Below are 16,294 nucleotides of genomic sequence, written 5' to 3'. Positions count from 1 at the left end.
GGCAGATAAACAAAGGCCCGGTGTTGCAACCGGGCCTTTGCATTCATCGTGTGGTCAATTGGTATTGACGGATATGATCGAGAAATGGTTTTGCTTCAACAAAGCCTGTTAATCGGGCAGGAGTCAGGCGATTGCCCTGAGCATCCCAAAATTCTAATGTTGGCAGGCCAAGCACATCCATCTTGGTCAGTAATTGGATATCCTGCAGCCGATTGGCGGTGACATCTGCCTGAAGCAACACGAATTTCTGAAGCTCCCGAGCCACGTCAGGATCGTGGAAAGTGTACTTTTCAAACTCTTTACAGGCGACACACCAGTCAGCGTAAAAGTCCAACATGACAGGCTTACCTGCCGCTTTGGCTTTTGCCAGCTCCTGATCCAAGGCTTCCTGGGAATCTACCTTAATAAATGAGACGTCAACTTTTTCGCCGATCAGACTATGACCGGGCGTAACCACAGACTGATAGAGATTCATCGCACTGAGGCTGAGCCCGACGATCGCCGCAATACCCATAACACTGGCAACACGGCCTGGCTTCATTTGCCTGCTGATGTGATAGAGCCAGCCAAGCGCGGCGAGCAGCCAGACAGACCACAAAACTGAACTCCAGAGTTCAGGGATAAGGCGTTCAGCAAGAAAGATTGGCACTGCGAGCAGGATAAAGCCAAAGAAGGCTTTGATCCCCTCCATCCAATTTCCGGCTTTGGGTAGGAGTTTGTTACCAAACATAGCGGCGGCAATGAGAGGTAGCCCCATACCAATAGCCAGTGCGTAAAGGGTGACCGCGCCAGTGAGTAAGTCCCCACTTTGTGCAACGTAAATTAATGCTCCAGAAAGGGGAGCCGTAGTACAAGGTGAGCAAACCAGACCAGATATTGCGCCCATCGTAAATACGCCAGCACTGGTTCCGCCTTTTTGCTGGTTGCTTAGCTGACTGAGCCATGTTTGCGCCGAGGCTGGCAATTGCAAGGTAAACAAACCAAACATCGACATTGCCAGCACAATGAATAACACACTGATCCCCGTCAGCACATAGGGGTGTTGAAGGGCAGCCTGAAACTGCAAGCCAGCTGACGCCACCACTAATCCCAGCAGCGTATAGGTCAGTGCCATTCCCTGAACATAAAGCATAGAGAGTCGGAAAGTTGCAGCATGACTTTTGCGCCCGCCACCCAACACAATACCCGTCAGAATAGGGTACATGGGCAGCACGCAAGGGGTGAACGCCAATCCTATCCCTAAACCGAGGAAGAGCAGAGGTTGCCACCAGTTATCGGCGAGGCTACTTACTCTTGGTGCTTGATCAGTTTGCTCGATACCGGTCGCTGTTTCTGATTGAGAACGAGTGGATGTGTTTGAACCGTCTGTTAAGTCTGACTTATCTGCCTTGTCAGTACTTACTGACATACCTGAGTCGGACGAAGGTGGGGTGTTACCTGCTTTGGCTATGACTGCTGTCAAAGGAACCTGTAATGTCTCTGGCGGATAACAGAATCCAGCCTCTGCGCATCCCTGATAGGACACGGTGACTGAGGCATTTTCAGCAACACTCATCAGAGCAACCGAAACCGTCACTGGCTCTTTGTAAACGCTCACTTCGCCAAAGAACTCGTCTTTATGGGGGATCCCCGCTGGCATTTCAATACGACCAAGGTTTACCTCAGCATTATTGATAACCTTAATTTTATCTTTATACAGGTAGTAGCCCGGCGCGACTTGCCAGTCGAGGTAGAGCTTATCTCCCATCTGGGTGAAGTTAAAAGGAAAAGCCTGATCAACAGGTATAAAAGGGACCTCCGCAGAGGGGGCTGCGGGTTGTCCGAACAAACTGAACTCAGCCTTTACTGGCTGTATGTTAAGACAAAGGATGGCAATCATCGCCATCGAACGACATAGTTTTGCAAGCATTTTTATCGACGGTTACCCAAGGGTTAAAAGTTACATTCCACTATATCACTCTGACCGGACGCTACTGAATAATGTTTCATCGATATTGTCGGGAAATTACGTTCGGTCAATGACCTGTGAAAATAGCACGCTTTAATCACACCAGTATGTAGGTTGGTATGCAGGTTCTTGATGTGTTGCTACCGATAGACTTTGGCCGTGTTCCCAATACACCTTAGAGAGGTGAAAAATACGCTTGATCTTAAGTTAACTTCAGGTTTTACAGTTATTTCCATCGATAGGGAAGAGGAGTGAGACAATGAACGTATATCTGATGGAACATCATATGCACGGCTATCAAGAAAAACAAAAACTACAGCCTTACTATCCGGTAAAAAAAAGAAGGCCAGGTAAATTCATACCGCTCGTGGTTGGTTTTCTGATTGGCTGGACGATGAGTACCATTGTGTGATGAATGGTATTCAAAATGGTAAAACAGCATTCACCAAGAGAAGGGCTTTCTCCTCTTGGTGATGTGTCTGACAAACTTCGGTTACAGAATCAGACTGCCGATGGTAAAGCCAAGACAGACTGAGCTGATAATTGTCACCATGCCCGGAACAAAGAAGGGATGATTGAATACCAGCTTACCGATACGGGTTGAGCCTGTGTCATCCATCTCAACCGCAGCAAGTAGTGTCGGATAGGTAGGTAAGACAAACAAAGCACTGACGGCGGAAAACGACGCAATGGCGGTTAGAGGTGAAACGCCAACAGCGAGAGCCGCAGGCATAAGAGCAGTGGTCGTGGCCCCCTGAGAGTAAAGCAGCATAGATGCAAAAAACAGGACCAGCGCCAACATCCAGGGTGACTCTTGCAATGTGGAACCAGCGAGCTCAGTAATGTCATTCACATGAGCATTGATGAAAGTGGCTCCGAGCCAGGCAACACCCAGAACACATACACAGGCAGTCATGCCCGAGCGGAAGGTGGAGGCAGCAGGCAGTTGAGCAGTATCCAGTTTGCAGGTCAGGACAATTGCGCCAGCCGCCGCGAGCATGAAAGTCATTATCGCCTCATTTCGTCCCAGTACTGGTTGTTCAATCAGATTGAGAGAATGCGAAATCGCGGCAGCGTAGGCAACAACAATAAAAATGGCAGCAAGAAAAATGGCAGTCGCTTTTTTAGCTGTATCAGGTATATCACGGCGATTCCGACCCTTGCTGGTGATCTGCCCCTTTGCCAATCTCTCCTGATAGATAGGATCGTCACTCAGTTCACTGCCAATAAAATTTGCGCTGAATGCGCCCAACATGCAGGCGAGCAGGGTTGAGGGGATACAGATCGCCAGTAAGGTAAGGTAGTCGACGCCTACTGGCTCCAAAATACCAGAGAAGAACACTAATGCAGCAGAGAGTGGCGATGCAGTGATGGCGACTTGCGAAGCCACAACAGCAATAGACAATGGTCTTGAAGGCCGTATCCCTTGCTCCTTAGCAACTTCTGCGATGACGGGCAGTGTTGAGAACGCAGTATGTCCGGTGCCTGCCATCAGGGTCATCAAGTAGGTGACCAGTGGTGCGTAGAAGGTAATGTGTTTAGGGTTTTTTCGCAGAAAGTGCTCGGCTTTGTCGACCAGCCAATCAAGTCCTCCAGCGACCTGCAGTGCAGCGATGGCGGTGATCACAGAGATGATGATCAGTATAACATCAATCGGGATCAGAGCCTGACTCACTGGCACTCCCATGACCAGAGAAAGAAAAATAACGCCCGCGCCGCCAGCAAGACCAATGCCGATCCCCCCCATTCTTGCGCCTAGCAGGATGAAGCTCAGGACAGCAAGTAGCTCCAAAGCAACCATGATGATCTCCTGTGATGTTGATCAAAGAAAAATGGCCGACACTTTGCGACTTTTTGGGCGGGAAGGCAACTCACTCAGCAATGAAAAGCATCCAGTCTGAACACTGACCCGCGTGTTTGATTTCAATACATAAAATTATGAACAATGTACAATAATTGATTGACATGATAACTTGCGGCCAGTGAAATAACGTTTTTGACAGATCATAGGATGAAAAAAATGCGTAAGCTCTTATGGCTAATGGTCTTTTTATCAGGGTGTAGCATGACACCTAAAAAGCCCGAAATTATTGATCCGGGTACGGTGGCGTTGACAGTGACGAAATCGATGGATGGTACTGGATATTCTGTTAAGCCAGTTTTCACTGAGGGCAGTAAAGAGGCATTTCAGGAAGTGGCTTTTCCGACTGTTATCGTTCTCCCCGGGCAAGGTGTCAGTACTTTTACTGGTGAAGGCGAGAGCGTTAACAATATCACTTTGGTGGTCAATGGTGTGCACAGCCGACAATCTGTTCAAAACGGGATCACCCAAGGTGTGCGAGTGGACAAAATTAAGGGAACAAATAAGGTGTTAGTGTCCGGTGTGTTCATTATGAGCCAGTATGGGGCGCCTCTGCGTGCAACTGCCTTCAGCCTCCAGACAACGATTAATCAACAGGTTAAGATGCCTCTGCCTATATCAAATCAACTCAGGCTGAGTGACGAGCAGTTTTTTATCTTGTCCACATTCCTCAAGCATTAGTGTCTTTCAGAACCATCGAATAAAAAGGAGACCTATCGGTCTCCTTTTTTAGTCTTTAGCCTTTAGGCTTTTAGCCCATAGTCTATGCCGTGCTTACTGGGAGAAGCTCAGTTAAATCGTTTGGCTTTGTACTGAGGCTTCATCAAGTTGTCGATAGAGAAGATCTCATCAAGCTGATCAGCGGTGAGCAGGCCTCGCTCAATCACCACCTCTCTGACACTTCTGCCAGTTTCAGCGCAGATCTTACCAACAATATCGCCTTCGTGATGACCGATGAAAGGATTGAGATAAGTAACAATGCCGATGGAATTGAAGACGTAGTCTTCGCATGCCGATTTGTTTACTGTGATACCACTAATACATTTTTCAGCGAGGTTTATAGAGGCGTTGGAAAGAATATCGATAGACTCGAACAGCGCCTGACCAATCACGGGCTCCATGACGTTGAGCTGGAGTTGTCCGGCCTCGGCTGCAAAAGTAATGGTGGTGTCATTGCCTATTACCTTAAAGCACACCTGATTGACAACCTCAGGTATCACCGGGTTTACCTTGGCGGGCATGATGGAAGATCCGGCTTGCATCTCTGGTAGGTTAATTTCGTTAAGGCCAGCCCGTGGACCTGAAGAGAGTATGCGCAGATCGTTACAAATCTTGGACAGTTTAACAGCAAGTCGTTTGAGGGCACTGTGAACCATAACATAAGCACCACAGTCTGATGTGGCCTCAATCAGATCTTCTGCAGGTTTGCAGTCAAGTCCAGTGACTTCAGCGAGACGTTGAACAGCCAGATGTTGGTAGCCCTCAACGGCATTGAGACCCGTACCGATGGCGGTAGCACCCAGATTGATTTCAAGCAGTAATTCCGACGTGTATTTCAGGTTCTTTATTTCTTCTTTCAGCAGGGTGCCAAATGCCTGAAACTCTTGACCAACCGTCATAGGCACAGCGTCTTGCAACTGCGTTCGACCCATCTTCAACACATCACTGAAAGATTGCCCTTTTTCTTCGAAGGCATTCTGAAGATGAGCAATTGATTCAACCAATGTCAGCATACTGTTATACACCGCGATCCGAAATCCGGTTGGATAAGCACAGTTGGTAGATTGACTCTTATTTACATGATCGTTTGGATTGATCACGTCATAGTCGCCTTTATTTCTCCCCATCAGCTCAAGAGCAAGGTTCGCGATCACCTCGTTTGTATTCATGTTCACTGAGGTGCCTGCGCCACCTTGAAAGACATCGGACGGGAACTGATCCATACATTTCCCTGTATCCAAGATCAAATCGCAGGCTTTAACGATATAAGTGCCGATCTCTTCAGGAATTGCGCCCAGCTCTTTGTTCGCCATTGCTGCCGCTTTTTTAGTGAAAACCATGCCGCGCACGAACTCAGGCACATCAGAAATAGTGGTATTTGAGATGCGGAAATTCTCAATGGCACGCAGTGTGTGGATTCCATAATAAGCATCAGCCGGCACCTGACGCTGTCCTAGCAGATCTTCCTCGGTACGTGTCAGCGGCAAGGAGTGAGAAGCGGTATTTAAAGGAGAATGTAACTGGCTCATGCAGTGCCTTCTTTATCAATGTATTAGAAGATTTTTGTGTCGTATTTATAGTTTTATTAGCATTGAATTACCTGTTTTTATCTTTTTTGGTAATTCTTTATTTTGCGAATTGTACAATTAAGCAGAGCGAAAAAAAGCTCGCGGATCACTTTTCTCAAACATTCTTTATGCGCTCAGTTTTACCGATTCGGGGCGATAACAAACCCCATCTTGGTATTGAATTTCTGATGATTTGCCCCAATATAACCAAGCATGCGCGCAACTTTCGTCATCTTCGGAAGAGGGTAACTGAGAGCAAACAGATGAAATATGCTGTATCTCAGGGAATTGCCTGCTAACGTGTTAGCATACTAAAAAGCACACAAAGATAAGGATGAACGTGTTTCCGGTTATATTATTTTTATTTATCGTGGTTCCTATCGTAGAGATTGCTCTGTTTATTCAGGTTGGCGGATTTCTGGGATTGTGGACAACGATAGCATTGGTGCTGATCACTGCCGTTCTGGGTGCGTCACTAGTGCGTAGTCAGGGATTACAGACACTTATGTCTGCGCAGTCTCGCATGCAGCATGGCGAACTCCCGGCACAGGAGATCATGGAAGGTGTTTTGCTTGCTGTTGCAGGTGTTCTCTTATTGACCCCGGGTTTTATGACCGATGCGATGGGAATGACGGTACTTCTACCTGGCCCTCGTTCTCTCATTGCCAAGTATTGCCTGACAAAATTCAAAGTCGGTGCAAGTTCAGCGAGTTTCCACGGATTTAGCCAGCAAGGGGGAAATCATCAGGGACCGTTTGATCGGTCTTCACGAACGGGTGGTGATACCTTTGAAGGAGAATACGAGCGCAAAGATGATGACAAAGATAAAGATCGTCTAGAGTAGCGTGCTCGCTTAGCTAATCTATTAAGCGTAATTAAACATCAGCCCGGCAAAGCCGGGCTGATTGGTTTTTGCTTGAGCCTAAAAGATGTTAGTCATCAAGCTCTGGGCGGCTTTTATATTGGTTCAATGACTCTGGATTATCGAGCGCACTGAGCTGCGCAACTTCCCGACCATGCACAACATCGCGAACAGCCAGTTCAGCGAGCTTGCCAGAACGGGTTCGCGGAATATCGGTGATGCCAACAATCTTGGCGGGCACATGCCGTGGCGTACAGTGAGTACGGATTGTTTTGCGGATCATATTTTCCAGTTGATCATCGAGATCGACACCGGGCAATATTTTCACAAACAGTACGACCCTGACATCATTCTGCCATTCCTGACCAATCACCACAGAGTCGATGATCTCTTCAAGCTGATTGACATGGCGATAGATCTCAGCGGTACCAATACGAACGCCACCCGGGTTAAGGATGGCATCAGAACGTCCAAAGAAAGCCATACCGTTTTGTGGTGTTAGCTCAACATAGTCGCCATGGAACCAGACATCATGGATTTTATCCCAGTATGCTTTGTGGTATCGCGCGCCATCATGGTCATGCCAGAAACCAACGGGCTGATTGGGGAAGGAGTTACAGCATACCAGCTCACCTTTTTCAGCGACGACCGGATCGCCCTGATTATTGAATACCTGAACATCCATTCCCAATGCACGGACCTGAGCCTGCCCTTTGTAAACAGGGCTGATTGGGCTGCCCAGTACAAAGCAACCACAAATGTCAGTGCCGCCCGCGATAGAGCTGAGCTGAATATCCTCTTTTACATCACGATAGACATAATCAAACTGTTCTGGTGCCAGAACGGAGCCCGTTGAGCACAAGGTTCTGAGTGTGGAGAGGGCGTGTTGTTCGCGAGGGAAATAACTTTGCTTCTCTAACGCTTCCAGATACTTCGCCGAGGTGCCAAACAGCGTCACCTTTTGTGATTCCGCCAATCGCCACAAAACACCTGCATCAGGATAAAATGGGCTTCCGTCGAATAATACCAGTGTTGCACCGCTTGCCAATGCGGTCGCCATCCAGTTCCACATCATCCAGCCACAAGTGGTGAAGTAAAACAGGCGATCTCTGACTTTCACATCCGAATGTAACTGATGTTCTTTCAGGTGATTGAGCAGAGTTCCACCCACACTGTGGATAATACATTTGGGTTTGCCTGTGGTGCCTGAAGAATAGAGTACGTAGAGAGGTGCGTTGAAGCCTGTCCGGGTATAGGTTAACTCGGGTGCATCTCCAGACAGTGCGTCACTCCAATCGCGCTCGCCTGAGTGTAAGGTATGTTGCACGCCTTCACGTTGAGAAAATGGAATAACAATAAGCTGCGCGATGCTGTCTACTCTACTGGCAATGTCTCTGGCCTTGCTCAGGCAGTCGTGAGTCTTGCCATTGTAATGGTAACAGTCAGTGGTAAATAGAGCTTTCGGTTGCGTTTGGCCAAATCTGTCCAGCACACTTTCAACACCAAAATCTGGCGATGTCGATGTCCATATTGCCCCCAGTGAGGCTGTTGCCAACATAGCAACTACAGCCTCAGTGACGTTGGGCAAATAACCTGCAACAACATCACCCTCAGCGATCCCTTGCTCTTTCAGCAAGTGAGCAATGTGCGCCACTTGATCACGCAGTGCAGACCAGCTTAATGACCTTGGCGTCTCTGTTTCACCACTGAAAACAATGGCGTCATGATCGCCCATTTCATCTGCCCACTGCAGCAGATTCTCAGCAAAGTTAATTTCCGCATCCGGAAACCAGCGACTCTTTTTGGCCGGGCTCATGGCATGGGTAAAGCGAACGGTCTCTCCACGCTTGCCGATCACCCCGGCAAAATCCCATAACGTCGTCCAGAATGCCTCACTCTCATTCACTGACCACTTATACAGGGACGCGTAGTCTTTCAGTTTGACATCATTTTGCTGATTAACGGCCTGAATAAACTCTGTAATGTTTGCATCTGCGACACGTTTTGCGCTCGGACGCCACAGGGGTTGCTGCTCCATATTTGCTCCTAAACGTTAGCGGGGTGCGCATTTTTAAACGCGGGTAGCGACTGACATTCCTTGTCAATGGCGACCAGTGTTGGGTAAGGACTCATATCCAGCTCAAAGCGGCGGGCATTGAACAATTGTGGTACCAGACAAAGATCAGCAAGTGTTGGTGTGTCACCACAGCAAAAACGGTGTCCACTTCCAGCCAGTTTGGCTTCCAGTGCGTCTAAACCTTGTTTTAACCAATGAACATACCAGTCCAGTTTTTCCTGTTCACTATGGCCCAGATGCCCGGTCAGATACTTCAGAACTCTAAGATTGTTCAAAGGGTGGACATCACAGGCAATGTCGTACGCCAGTGATCTGCAGTTTGCACGAGCCAGCGGATCTTCCGGCAGGAGTGCCGGGGTAGGATACGTCTCCTCAAGGTATTCCAGAATAGCCAGTGACTGAGTGATCGCCTGCTCGCCCTCTTTCAGGGTTGGCACCAGCCCAGCCGGATTCATCGCCAGATACGTATCACTGCGCTGGGCATTCTCCAACAAAGGGACAGAAATGGCCTGATAGTCCAGGCCTTTGAGATTCAGCGCAATCCTCACACGGTATGAGGCCGAAGACTTGCTGTAGTCGTAGAGGGTTCTTTCCATGAGCTCTGCTTCCTAAGCCTTATTTCCTGAGTATGGCACCACTGTCTGAGAGATCTTCCCAAAAATAGAGTGACCATCGGCGTCATGCATTTCAATATCGACCTGATCGCCATGTTTCATGAATGGTGTTTTTGCTTCTCCGTGCTCAATGATTTCCAGCATTCGACGTTCAGCAAGACAACATGAACCCTTACTGCGATCAACATTGGACACTGTACCTGAACCGACAATAGTACCTGCGCTGACGTGACGGCTTTTTGCTACATGTGCGACAAGCTGAGAAAAATCAAAGGTCATATCAACCCCAGCGTTCGGCGCGCCAAACTGCGTGTGATTGAGGTGAACCTCAAGAGGCAGATGTACCTTGTTATCTTCCCATGCGTCTCCCAGCTCGTCAGGCGTGACCGCAACAGGAGAAAATGCAGAAGCAGGTTTTGACTGGAAGAAACCAAAGCCTTTTGCCAACTCACCCGGGATAAGGTTACGCAGCGATACGTCATTAACCAACATCAACAGTTTGATATGGTCTGCGCTATCTGCGGCTGTTGAAGCCATTGGAACGTCATCAGTGATCACTGCGATTTCAGCTTCAAAGTCACATCCCCAGGCTTCATCGCAAAGCGGAATATCTTCCTGTGGACCAAGAAAGCCGTCGGACATCCCTTGATACATCAAAGGGTCAGTCCAAAAGGTTGCCGGTACTTCGGCACCACGTGCTTTACGAACCAGCTCGACGTGGTTTACATAAGCGCTGCCGTCTGCCCACTGATAGGCGCGTGGCAGAGGAGATGCGCACGCGCTAGGGTCAAATGCAAAGCTGCCTTCGCATTGATTATCGTTCAGTGACAGATAACGCTTTTCAAGCACGGGAGAAAGTGATGACCAGTTATCCAGTGCTGCCTGCAGGGTAGGGGCAATATCAGTTGCATCGACCGCTCTAGTGAGGTCTCTTGAAACAACTATCAGTTTACCGTCTCTTTGATGTTTTAATGATGCCAGTTTCATTGCTCGTTCCTTCCATGTTCTCGCAGATTAGGCGGTCGGCGGTGTTTGCCAGGATTTCACATAATCTTTATCTTCGGTCGCTACAGCAGCGTCACCCAGATCCAGCGGCATACGGGTATCTATCATCACCGCCACTTCATCTGTTTCTCCTTTTGCCCTTTTTGCCCCGGCAGCAAACGCTTTAGGGTGAGGGCCGTGCGGGAAACCACATGGGTGATGGGTAACCATACCCGGATGGATATTATCGCGACTGAAGAACTCACCACGGTGATAAAAGATAACTTCATCATAGTCATCGTTATTGTGGTAGAACGGAACCTTAATTGCGCCGGGATCGCTTTCTATTGGACGGGGAACAAAAGTACAAATGACAAAGCCGTTGGCCACAAACGTAGTATGGGCGGATGGCGGCAGGTGATAGCGATGACTCATCAGTGGGCGGATGTCACGCCAGTTAAGCTTAAATACTGTGAGATTGCCTTTCCAGCCCTTCGCATCCAATGGGTTGAACGGATAAGTAATGCAGTTCATTTCATCACGTGATTTAAGAAGGACCTGCCATTGCTCATTGCTGCTTTGTTGGGCCTTGAACGTATCGTTGATTGAGGCGTGTTCGAGAATGGCTGGGTCATAGACCGCATGGTCGCCAACGATACCTTTGTCTGAACCCATGTATGAGCCGTGCGTTGCCTCAATCATCAGCAGGGTGACTGGCTCTTTTGGCACAATACGCCAGTTTGTCGAACGTGGGATAATCAGATAGTCGCCATCACGGAAAGACAGATGGCCATAATCGCAATACAGGTCACCGCTACCTTGGTGGACAAAGAGGCAATCGTCGCCGTCGCCGTTACGAACTAAATAGTCCATTTTGTCATTGCAATGCCAAATACGCACTTTCACATTCGGGTTGCTAAGCAAGAGTGGTGCGGTCATGGGATTGCCATCAGCATTCTCTACTTTGTTGGTATCGAACGCATGGGGCCTGAGTGAGCCTTCCCAATGGCTCCAGCCAGTAGGAGCATGTTGGTGGTACATGTGTGTGGCTGGACCAAAGAATCCCTCTTTGCCACACTCTCTTTCATATGTCCCTTCTGGCAAATCACAATGTGCCTGACGCGAGGTTTCACCCTCTTTTATTGGAAATGAAAACCACTTGCGCATACTCGTCTCCCTGTTAGGCCTTGGCGGCCTGTCAATTTGGTTTCATTTGTAACTATATGGTTATCATAGCCCCATTGTGGTTAATTTGGCAATAAACGGGATGGATGAAAATGGGGTGGTTCTGTGACAAATACTGTAAAAATAAGATATAAAAAAAAGATTCGGGTGGCAGGTTTCCGCTGGTGGAGTGACAATAGAATATGTAATGATTTCTTAAGAAACTATTTGTCACCTGAGAGTCCGAGATAGCCACGATGCTGCTTTCGGCATAGAAAAGGGAGTAATAACGCCTATGTCGGTACCTGTCGATTTTTCCCTGGACGACTTTTTACCATATAAACTTGTACGGACTGCGGAGCACGTGTCCGATGGGCTTGCCCGCCTTTATCAGGAAGAGTTCGGTATTACCCGTCCAGAATGGCGGGTCCTTGCTACCTTGGGTAACCGTGATGGCGTGAAAGCAAAAGAGCTATCGGCTGAAACTAGCCTTGATAAAGTCCGGGTCTCCCGAACGCTGACCAGTCTCGAATCTAAAGGCTATGTTTGTCGGGTCAAGGACCAGAATGATCATCGAGCGGCATACCTTCACCTGACGACGAAGGGGCGTGAGCTGTATCAAAGGATCGTTCCAAGGGCACTTGAGTGGGAAAATGACATTCTGGCGGGGATGAGTGCATCCCAGTATCGTGATCTGTTTAAGGCTCTGGATTTATTGCTTGCAAGGGCTGACAAGATGTCGTTATCAGCCCGTGAAGAGGTCATGACTGATCAGTAACGGTTTTCACAAATCAACCGCCGTCTAAAATGGACGGCGGTCAGGTAGGCAACAACACCTGAAACCACATTCGCCGTAGCGATACCGATGAAGAGTCCTTCAGTTTGTCCCAGAAAGCCACCCAACCAAGCCAGCGGCAGGATGAGAATAAAAAGCCTCGCCAAATTAAAAGAGAATGAAACCAAGGGACGTTTCATCGCATTCAGCGCACTGACCAGCATCATCAGGGTTCCCTGAAGCCCATAGCTCAATGGTACAACCAACAAGTAATGCCATAACTTTTCTTGTACCGCATTTTCCTGACTGAACATCATGGCTATCGGGTGACTGAGCGGCACCATAGCGACAAAAACAATAAACTGAAAAACGAGCGAGAAGCGAATAGCCCGGAACAGAGCTTCAAATGCGCGCTTCGGGTTATCCGCACCGAAGTTTTGTGCCATTAATGGTGTGAGGGTCGATGTCAGAGCCATCATCACGATAAGCATCAATGATTCAACACGCTGCGCTGCGCCGTATGCGGCAACACTGGCTGTGCCTTGAGAAGCCAAAAGCCACATCAGTGCAGCGCCGGAAATTGGATTAAGTACATTAGACATTGCAGCGGGTGTGCCGACTGACAATATAGTGCGCCAGTCTTCCACAACTGTGGCTAACGACGGTAACGCCAGCAGTTTTTCCCTCACTATTAGCATATAAAGTGAACCAGCCAGAGCCCCAGCCCAACTGATGGCACTAGCAATTGCAGCACCTTTAATGCCGAGCTCTGGAAAGGGGCCATAGCCAAAGATGAGCAGAGGGTCGAGCACGCCGTTTATGGCACCGGCCAGGATCATTATCTTTGCTGGCGTCCTGGTGTCGCCGCATGCTCTGAGTGCAGAATTCCCCGCCATTGGTATTACCAGCAGAGGAATGGTGAGATACCAGATCGACATGTATTCATCGATCAGGGGGATCAGGTCTTCTCCGGCACCGAGAAAGCTAAATAGCGGTGTGATTGTCAATGAGCCCAGCGTTGCCGCCCCCGTCACTAACAAAACCGCGAGTATCAGACCATGCGCCGTCATAGTGGCAGCACCCTGATGGCGTTTCTGCCCCAGCAGCCTTGCTATTGAAGTAGATAAACCTACTCCAATGCCCATGGTGATGCAGTTGACGGCGAAGGTAATGGGAAAGGTGAAACTTATCGCAGCGAGCGCATGAGTACCTAATAGAGAGATGAAAAACGTATCGATCAGGTTAAACATCAGTATCGCGATAAGTCCAAATACCATGGGGATGGTCATTTTAGTCAACGTCTGATCGATTGGGCCTGTCAGCAAACCATGCTTGTCGTTCATAACACTCTCTGTCGGGAATATTGCGGGGCTACCCTAATCGATAGAATGTGATGGAGCAAAAGGTATTGTGAAAAAAATAAAAAAAATTGTTCTTGCTACTTGTTATTGAAATGAAACATCCCCACATCCGCTTTAACTTATGAGTGATGCAAATTGCTACCCTCATTTTCATTAGATGGAATAACACAAATATTCAGGAGACGACCGATGAACATTCGTCCACTTCATGATCGAGTAATCGTTGAACGCGAGGAAGCAGAGTCAAAATCTGCTGGTGGTATCGTACTGACTGGTTCTGCGGCTGAGAAATCTACCCGTGGTGTGATTCTGGCAGTGGGTAAAGGACGTATTCTCGAGAATGGTAATGTACAACCTCTCGATGTAAAAGTTGGGGATACCGTCATTTTCTCTGAAGGCTATGGCACGAAGAGCGAGAAAATTGATGGCAAGGAAGTCCTGATTCTGTCTGAAAACGACATCATGGCTATCGTTGAGTAATTCATTTCACCTCTAAAAAAGAATTCAGAAAGGAAATAAAAAATGGCAGCTAAAGAAGTTAAATTTGGCAACGATGCTCGAGTAAAAATGCTTGAAGGCGTGAACGTACTTGCCGATGCAGTGAAAGTGACTCTTGGTCCTAAAGGCCGTAACGTGGTTCTGGACAAATCTTTCGGTGCGCCAACCATCACTAAAGATGGCGTTTCAGTTGCTCGTGAAATTGAACTGGAAGACAAATTCCAGAACATGGGCGCTCAAATGGTAAAAGAAGTGGCTTCACAGGCTAACGATGCGGCTGGTGACGGTACAACGACTGCGACTGTACTGGCGCAATCAATTGTCAACGAAGGCCTGAAAGCGGTAGCGGCTGGCATGAATCCAATGGACCTCAAGCGTGGTATCGATAAAGCCGTAGCTGCAGCTGTCGAAGAATTAAAAGCACTTTCTGTTCCGTGTGCAGACAACAAAGCTATCGCTCAGGTGGGTACAATCTCTGCAAACTCTGACGAGACCGTAGGTAACATTATCGCAGAAGCAATGGAGCGAGTTGGTCGTGACGGTGTTATCACAGTTGAAGAAGGTCAGTCTCTGCAAGATGAGCTGGATGTAGTAGAAGGTATGCAGTTTGACCGCGGTTATCTGTCTCCGTACTTCATCAACAACCAAGAATCAGGTTCTGTTGAACTGGAAAACCCATTCATCCTGCTGGTTGACAAAAAAGTATCAAACATCCGCGAACTGCTGCCTACTCTGGAAGCAGTAGCAAAATCCTCTCGTCCACTGCTGATCATCGCAGAAGACGTTGAAGGTGAAGCACTGGCAACACTGGTTGTTAACAACATGCGTGGCATCGTAAAAGTAGCTGCAGTTAAAGCACCTGGTTTCGGTGACCGTCGTAAAGCTATGCTTCAGGACATCGCGACTCTGACTGCTGGTACTGTTATTTCTGAGGAAATCGGTCTGGAGCTTGAAAAAGTGACTCTGGAAGATCTCGGTCAGGCCAAACGCATTAGCATCACCAAAGAAAATACCACCATCATTGACGGTAACGGTGAAGAAGCAGCAATCGAAGGTCGTGTGACTCAGATTCGTCAGCAAATTGAAGAAGCAACGTCAGACTACGACAAAGAGAAGCTTCAAGAGCGAGTTGCAAAACTGGCTGGCGGTGTGGCAGTAATCAAAGTCGGTGCCGCAACCGAAGTTGAGATGAAAGAGAAGAAAGACCGCGTTGAAGATGCCCTGCACGCAACCCGCGCAGCGGTAGAAGAAGGCGTTGTTGCTGGTGGTGGTGTTGCACTTATCCGTGCGGCTCACAAAGTAGAAAACCTGGAAGGCTCAAACGAAGACCAGAATGTTGGTATTCGCGTTGCACTGCGTTCAATGGAAGCGCCTATCCGTCAAATCGCACTGAATGCTGGCGATGAAGACTCTGTTGTAGCTAACCAAGTTAAGCAAGGTGATGCTAACTACGGTTACAATGCTGCAACGGGTGAGTACGGCGACATGATCGACATGGGTATCCTGGATCCAACAAAAGTTACCCGCTCTGCACTTCAATTTGCTGCTTCTGTTGCAGGTCTGATGATCACAACTGAAGCTATGGTAAGTGAACTGCCAAAACAAGATGCACCTGCAATGCCTGATATGGGCGGCATGGGTGGTATGGGCGGCATGATGTAATTCATCTGCTAACCGTAAAATGTAAAAGCCCCGCATCTGCGGGCTTTTCTTTTTTTGCGGATTAGATATTTCATCTTTTGCCATTATGTTTATCTGAGATCCTCAGGATCAACCAAGAATCAGGGCAATAAATAATCAAAAACGCGGTTTTTGTGCGTATTTTGAGCGAACAGGTTCTTTGATATAACTTTTTTCGAAAA

14 protein-coding genes are annotated in these 16,294 nt (G+C 48.2%); 6 read left to right on the top strand and 8 right to left on the bottom strand.

Annotation, left to right across the window (positions count from 1 at the left end; translation table 11 throughout):
- Positions 1-43 precede the first annotated feature (43 nt).
- Complete coding sequence (locus A8L45_RS19210; protein WP_068904979.1) at positions 44-1,909, bottom strand: protein-disulfide reductase DsbD; 1,866 nt, start codon at positions 1,907-1,909, stop codon at positions 44-46.
- A gap of 298 nt (positions 1,910-2,207) precedes the next feature.
- Here A8L45_RS19210 and A8L45_RS24665 point away from each other — a divergent pair, with 298 nt between their 5' ends.
- The gene (locus A8L45_RS24665) at positions 2,208-2,360 is read left to right on the top strand and encodes a hypothetical protein (protein WP_175402029.1); all 153 of its coding nucleotides are present in this window, start codon (positions 2,208-2,210) and stop codon (positions 2,358-2,360) included.
- An 81-nt stretch (positions 2,361-2,441) separates the two neighbouring features.
- Here the strand turns inward: A8L45_RS24665 and A8L45_RS19205 are convergent, their stop codons facing one another.
- The gene (locus A8L45_RS19205) at positions 2,442-3,749 is read right to left on the bottom strand and encodes an anaerobic C4-dicarboxylate transporter (protein WP_068904978.1); all 1,308 of its coding nucleotides are present in this window, start codon (positions 3,747-3,749) and stop codon (positions 2,442-2,444) included.
- Between the two features lie 219 nt (positions 3,750-3,968).
- Between A8L45_RS19205 and A8L45_RS19200 the strand changes: the two genes are divergently transcribed.
- Entirely contained in the window at positions 3,969-4,490 is a 522-nt protein-coding gene (locus tag A8L45_RS19200; RefSeq protein ID WP_139122423.1) for a hypothetical protein, read from the top strand.
- 107 nt (positions 4,491-4,597) lie between these two features.
- On the opposite strand, the gene aspA is transcribed toward A8L45_RS19200, so the two are convergent.
- On the bottom strand, positions 4,598-6,058 hold the full coding sequence (aspA, locus tag A8L45_RS19195) for an aspartate ammonia-lyase (protein ID WP_068904976.1): 1,461 nt from the start codon (positions 6,056-6,058) through the stop codon (positions 4,598-4,600).
- 379 nt (positions 6,059-6,437) lie between these two features.
- On the opposite strand from aspA, the gene A8L45_RS19190 reads away from it, so the two are divergent.
- On the top strand, positions 6,438-6,941 hold the full coding sequence (locus A8L45_RS19190; RefSeq protein WP_068904975.1) for an FxsA family protein: 504 nt from the start codon (positions 6,438-6,440) through the stop codon (positions 6,939-6,941).
- 88 nt (positions 6,942-7,029) lie between these two features.
- On the opposite strand, the gene A8L45_RS19185 is transcribed toward A8L45_RS19190, so the two are convergent.
- From A8L45_RS19185 to A8L45_RS19170, 4 genes are read right to left on the bottom strand one after another with little or no spacing between them, the layout of a single operon-like run.
- Positions 7,030-8,997, bottom strand: a complete 1,968-nt coding sequence (locus tag A8L45_RS19185; RefSeq protein ID WP_068904974.1) for an acetoacetate--CoA ligase — start codon at positions 8,995-8,997, stop codon at positions 7,030-7,032.
- A gap of 8 nt (positions 8,998-9,005) precedes the next feature.
- Entirely contained in the window at positions 9,006-9,632 is a 627-nt protein-coding gene (maiA, locus tag A8L45_RS19180) for a maleylacetoacetate isomerase (protein ID WP_068904973.1), read from the bottom strand.
- Between the two features lie 12 nt (positions 9,633-9,644).
- Positions 9,645-10,637 (bottom strand): fumarylacetoacetate hydrolase family protein, encoded by a 993-nt coding sequence (locus tag A8L45_RS19175; RefSeq protein WP_068904972.1) that lies wholly within the window; start codon positions 10,635-10,637, stop codon positions 9,645-9,647.
- Positions 10,638-10,664: 27 nt separating this feature from the next.
- On the bottom strand, positions 10,665-11,801 hold the full coding sequence (locus tag A8L45_RS19170; RefSeq protein WP_068904971.1) for a homogentisate 1,2-dioxygenase: 1,137 nt from the start codon (positions 11,799-11,801) through the stop codon (positions 10,665-10,667).
- Between the two features lie 292 nt (positions 11,802-12,093).
- On the opposite strand from A8L45_RS19170, the gene A8L45_RS19165 reads away from it, so the two are divergent.
- On the top strand, positions 12,094-12,576 hold the full coding sequence (locus A8L45_RS19165; protein WP_068904970.1) for a MarR family winged helix-turn-helix transcriptional regulator: 483 nt from the start codon (positions 12,094-12,096) through the stop codon (positions 12,574-12,576).
- Here A8L45_RS19165 and A8L45_RS19160 read toward each other — a convergent pair.
- Entirely contained in the window at positions 12,570-13,916 is a 1,347-nt protein-coding gene (locus tag A8L45_RS19160) for an MATE family efflux transporter (protein ID WP_068904969.1), read from the bottom strand. The two genes, A8L45_RS19165 and A8L45_RS19160, sit on opposite strands and share 7 nt — an antisense overlap.
- Positions 13,917-14,123: 207 nt before the next feature.
- On the opposite strand from A8L45_RS19160, the gene A8L45_RS19155 reads away from it, so the two are divergent.
- Positions 14,124-14,414, top strand: coding sequence for a co-chaperone GroES (locus A8L45_RS19155; protein ID WP_068904968.1), 291 nt, complete (start codon positions 14,124-14,126; stop codon positions 14,412-14,414).
- A gap of 42 nt (positions 14,415-14,456) precedes the next feature.
- The gene (gene groL / locus A8L45_RS19150) at positions 14,457-16,094 is read left to right on the top strand and encodes a chaperonin GroEL (RefSeq protein WP_068904967.1); all 1,638 of its coding nucleotides are present in this window, start codon (positions 14,457-14,459) and stop codon (positions 16,092-16,094) included.
- The last annotated feature ends 200 nt before the right edge of the window (positions 16,095-16,294 follow it).

Origin of the sequence: Veronia pacifica, assembly GCF_001707825.1 — a bacterium.
Classification (GTDB): Bacteria; Pseudomonadota; Gammaproteobacteria; order Enterobacterales; family Vibrionaceae; genus Veronia; species Veronia pacifica.
The sequence above is the reverse complement of the archived record's forward strand: the minus strand, read 5'-3'. Positions and strand labels throughout refer to the sequence as shown.

Bases quoted from the DNA above. Each gene is read 5' to 3' on its own strand.
- A8L45_RS19210 (WP_068904979.1), bottom strand. From the start codon at position 1,909: ATGCTTGCAAAACTATGTCGTTCGATGGCGATGATTGCCATCCTTTGT.
- A8L45_RS24665 (WP_175402029.1), top strand. From the start codon at position 2,208: ATGAACGTATATCTGATGGAACATCATATGCACGGCTATCAAGAAAAA.
- A8L45_RS19205 (WP_068904978.1), bottom strand. From the start codon at position 3,749: ATGGTTGCTTTGGAGCTACTTGCTGTCCTGAGCTTCATCCTGCTAGGC.
- A8L45_RS19200 (WP_139122423.1), top strand. From the start codon at position 3,969: ATGCGTAAGCTCTTATGGCTAATGGTCTTTTTATCAGGGTGTAGCATG.
- aspA (WP_068904976.1), bottom strand. From the start codon at position 6,058: ATGAGCCAGTTACATTCTCCTTTAAATACCGCTTCTCACTCCTTGCCG.
- A8L45_RS19185 (WP_068904974.1), bottom strand. From the start codon at position 8,997: ATGGAGCAGCAACCCCTGTGGCGTCCGAGCGCAAAACGTGTCGCAGAT.
- maiA (WP_068904973.1), bottom strand. From the start codon at position 9,632: ATGGAAAGAACCCTCTACGACTACAGCAAGTCTTCGGCCTCATACCGT.
- A8L45_RS19175 (WP_068904972.1), bottom strand. From the start codon at position 10,637: ATGAAACTGGCATCATTAAAACATCAAAGAGACGGTAAACTGATAGTT.
- A8L45_RS19170 (WP_068904971.1), bottom strand. From the start codon at position 11,801: ATGCGCAAGTGGTTTTCATTTCCAATAAAAGAGGGTGAAACCTCGCGT.
- A8L45_RS19165 (WP_068904970.1), top strand. From the start codon at position 12,094: ATGTCGGTACCTGTCGATTTTTCCCTGGACGACTTTTTACCATATAAA.
- A8L45_RS19160 (WP_068904969.1), bottom strand. From the start codon at position 13,916: ATGAACGACAAGCATGGTTTGCTGACAGGCCCAATCGATCAGACGTTG.
- A8L45_RS19155 (WP_068904968.1), top strand. From the start codon at position 14,124: ATGAACATTCGTCCACTTCATGATCGAGTAATCGTTGAACGCGAGGAA.
- groL (WP_068904967.1), top strand. From the start codon at position 14,457: ATGGCAGCTAAAGAAGTTAAATTTGGCAACGATGCTCGAGTAAAAATG.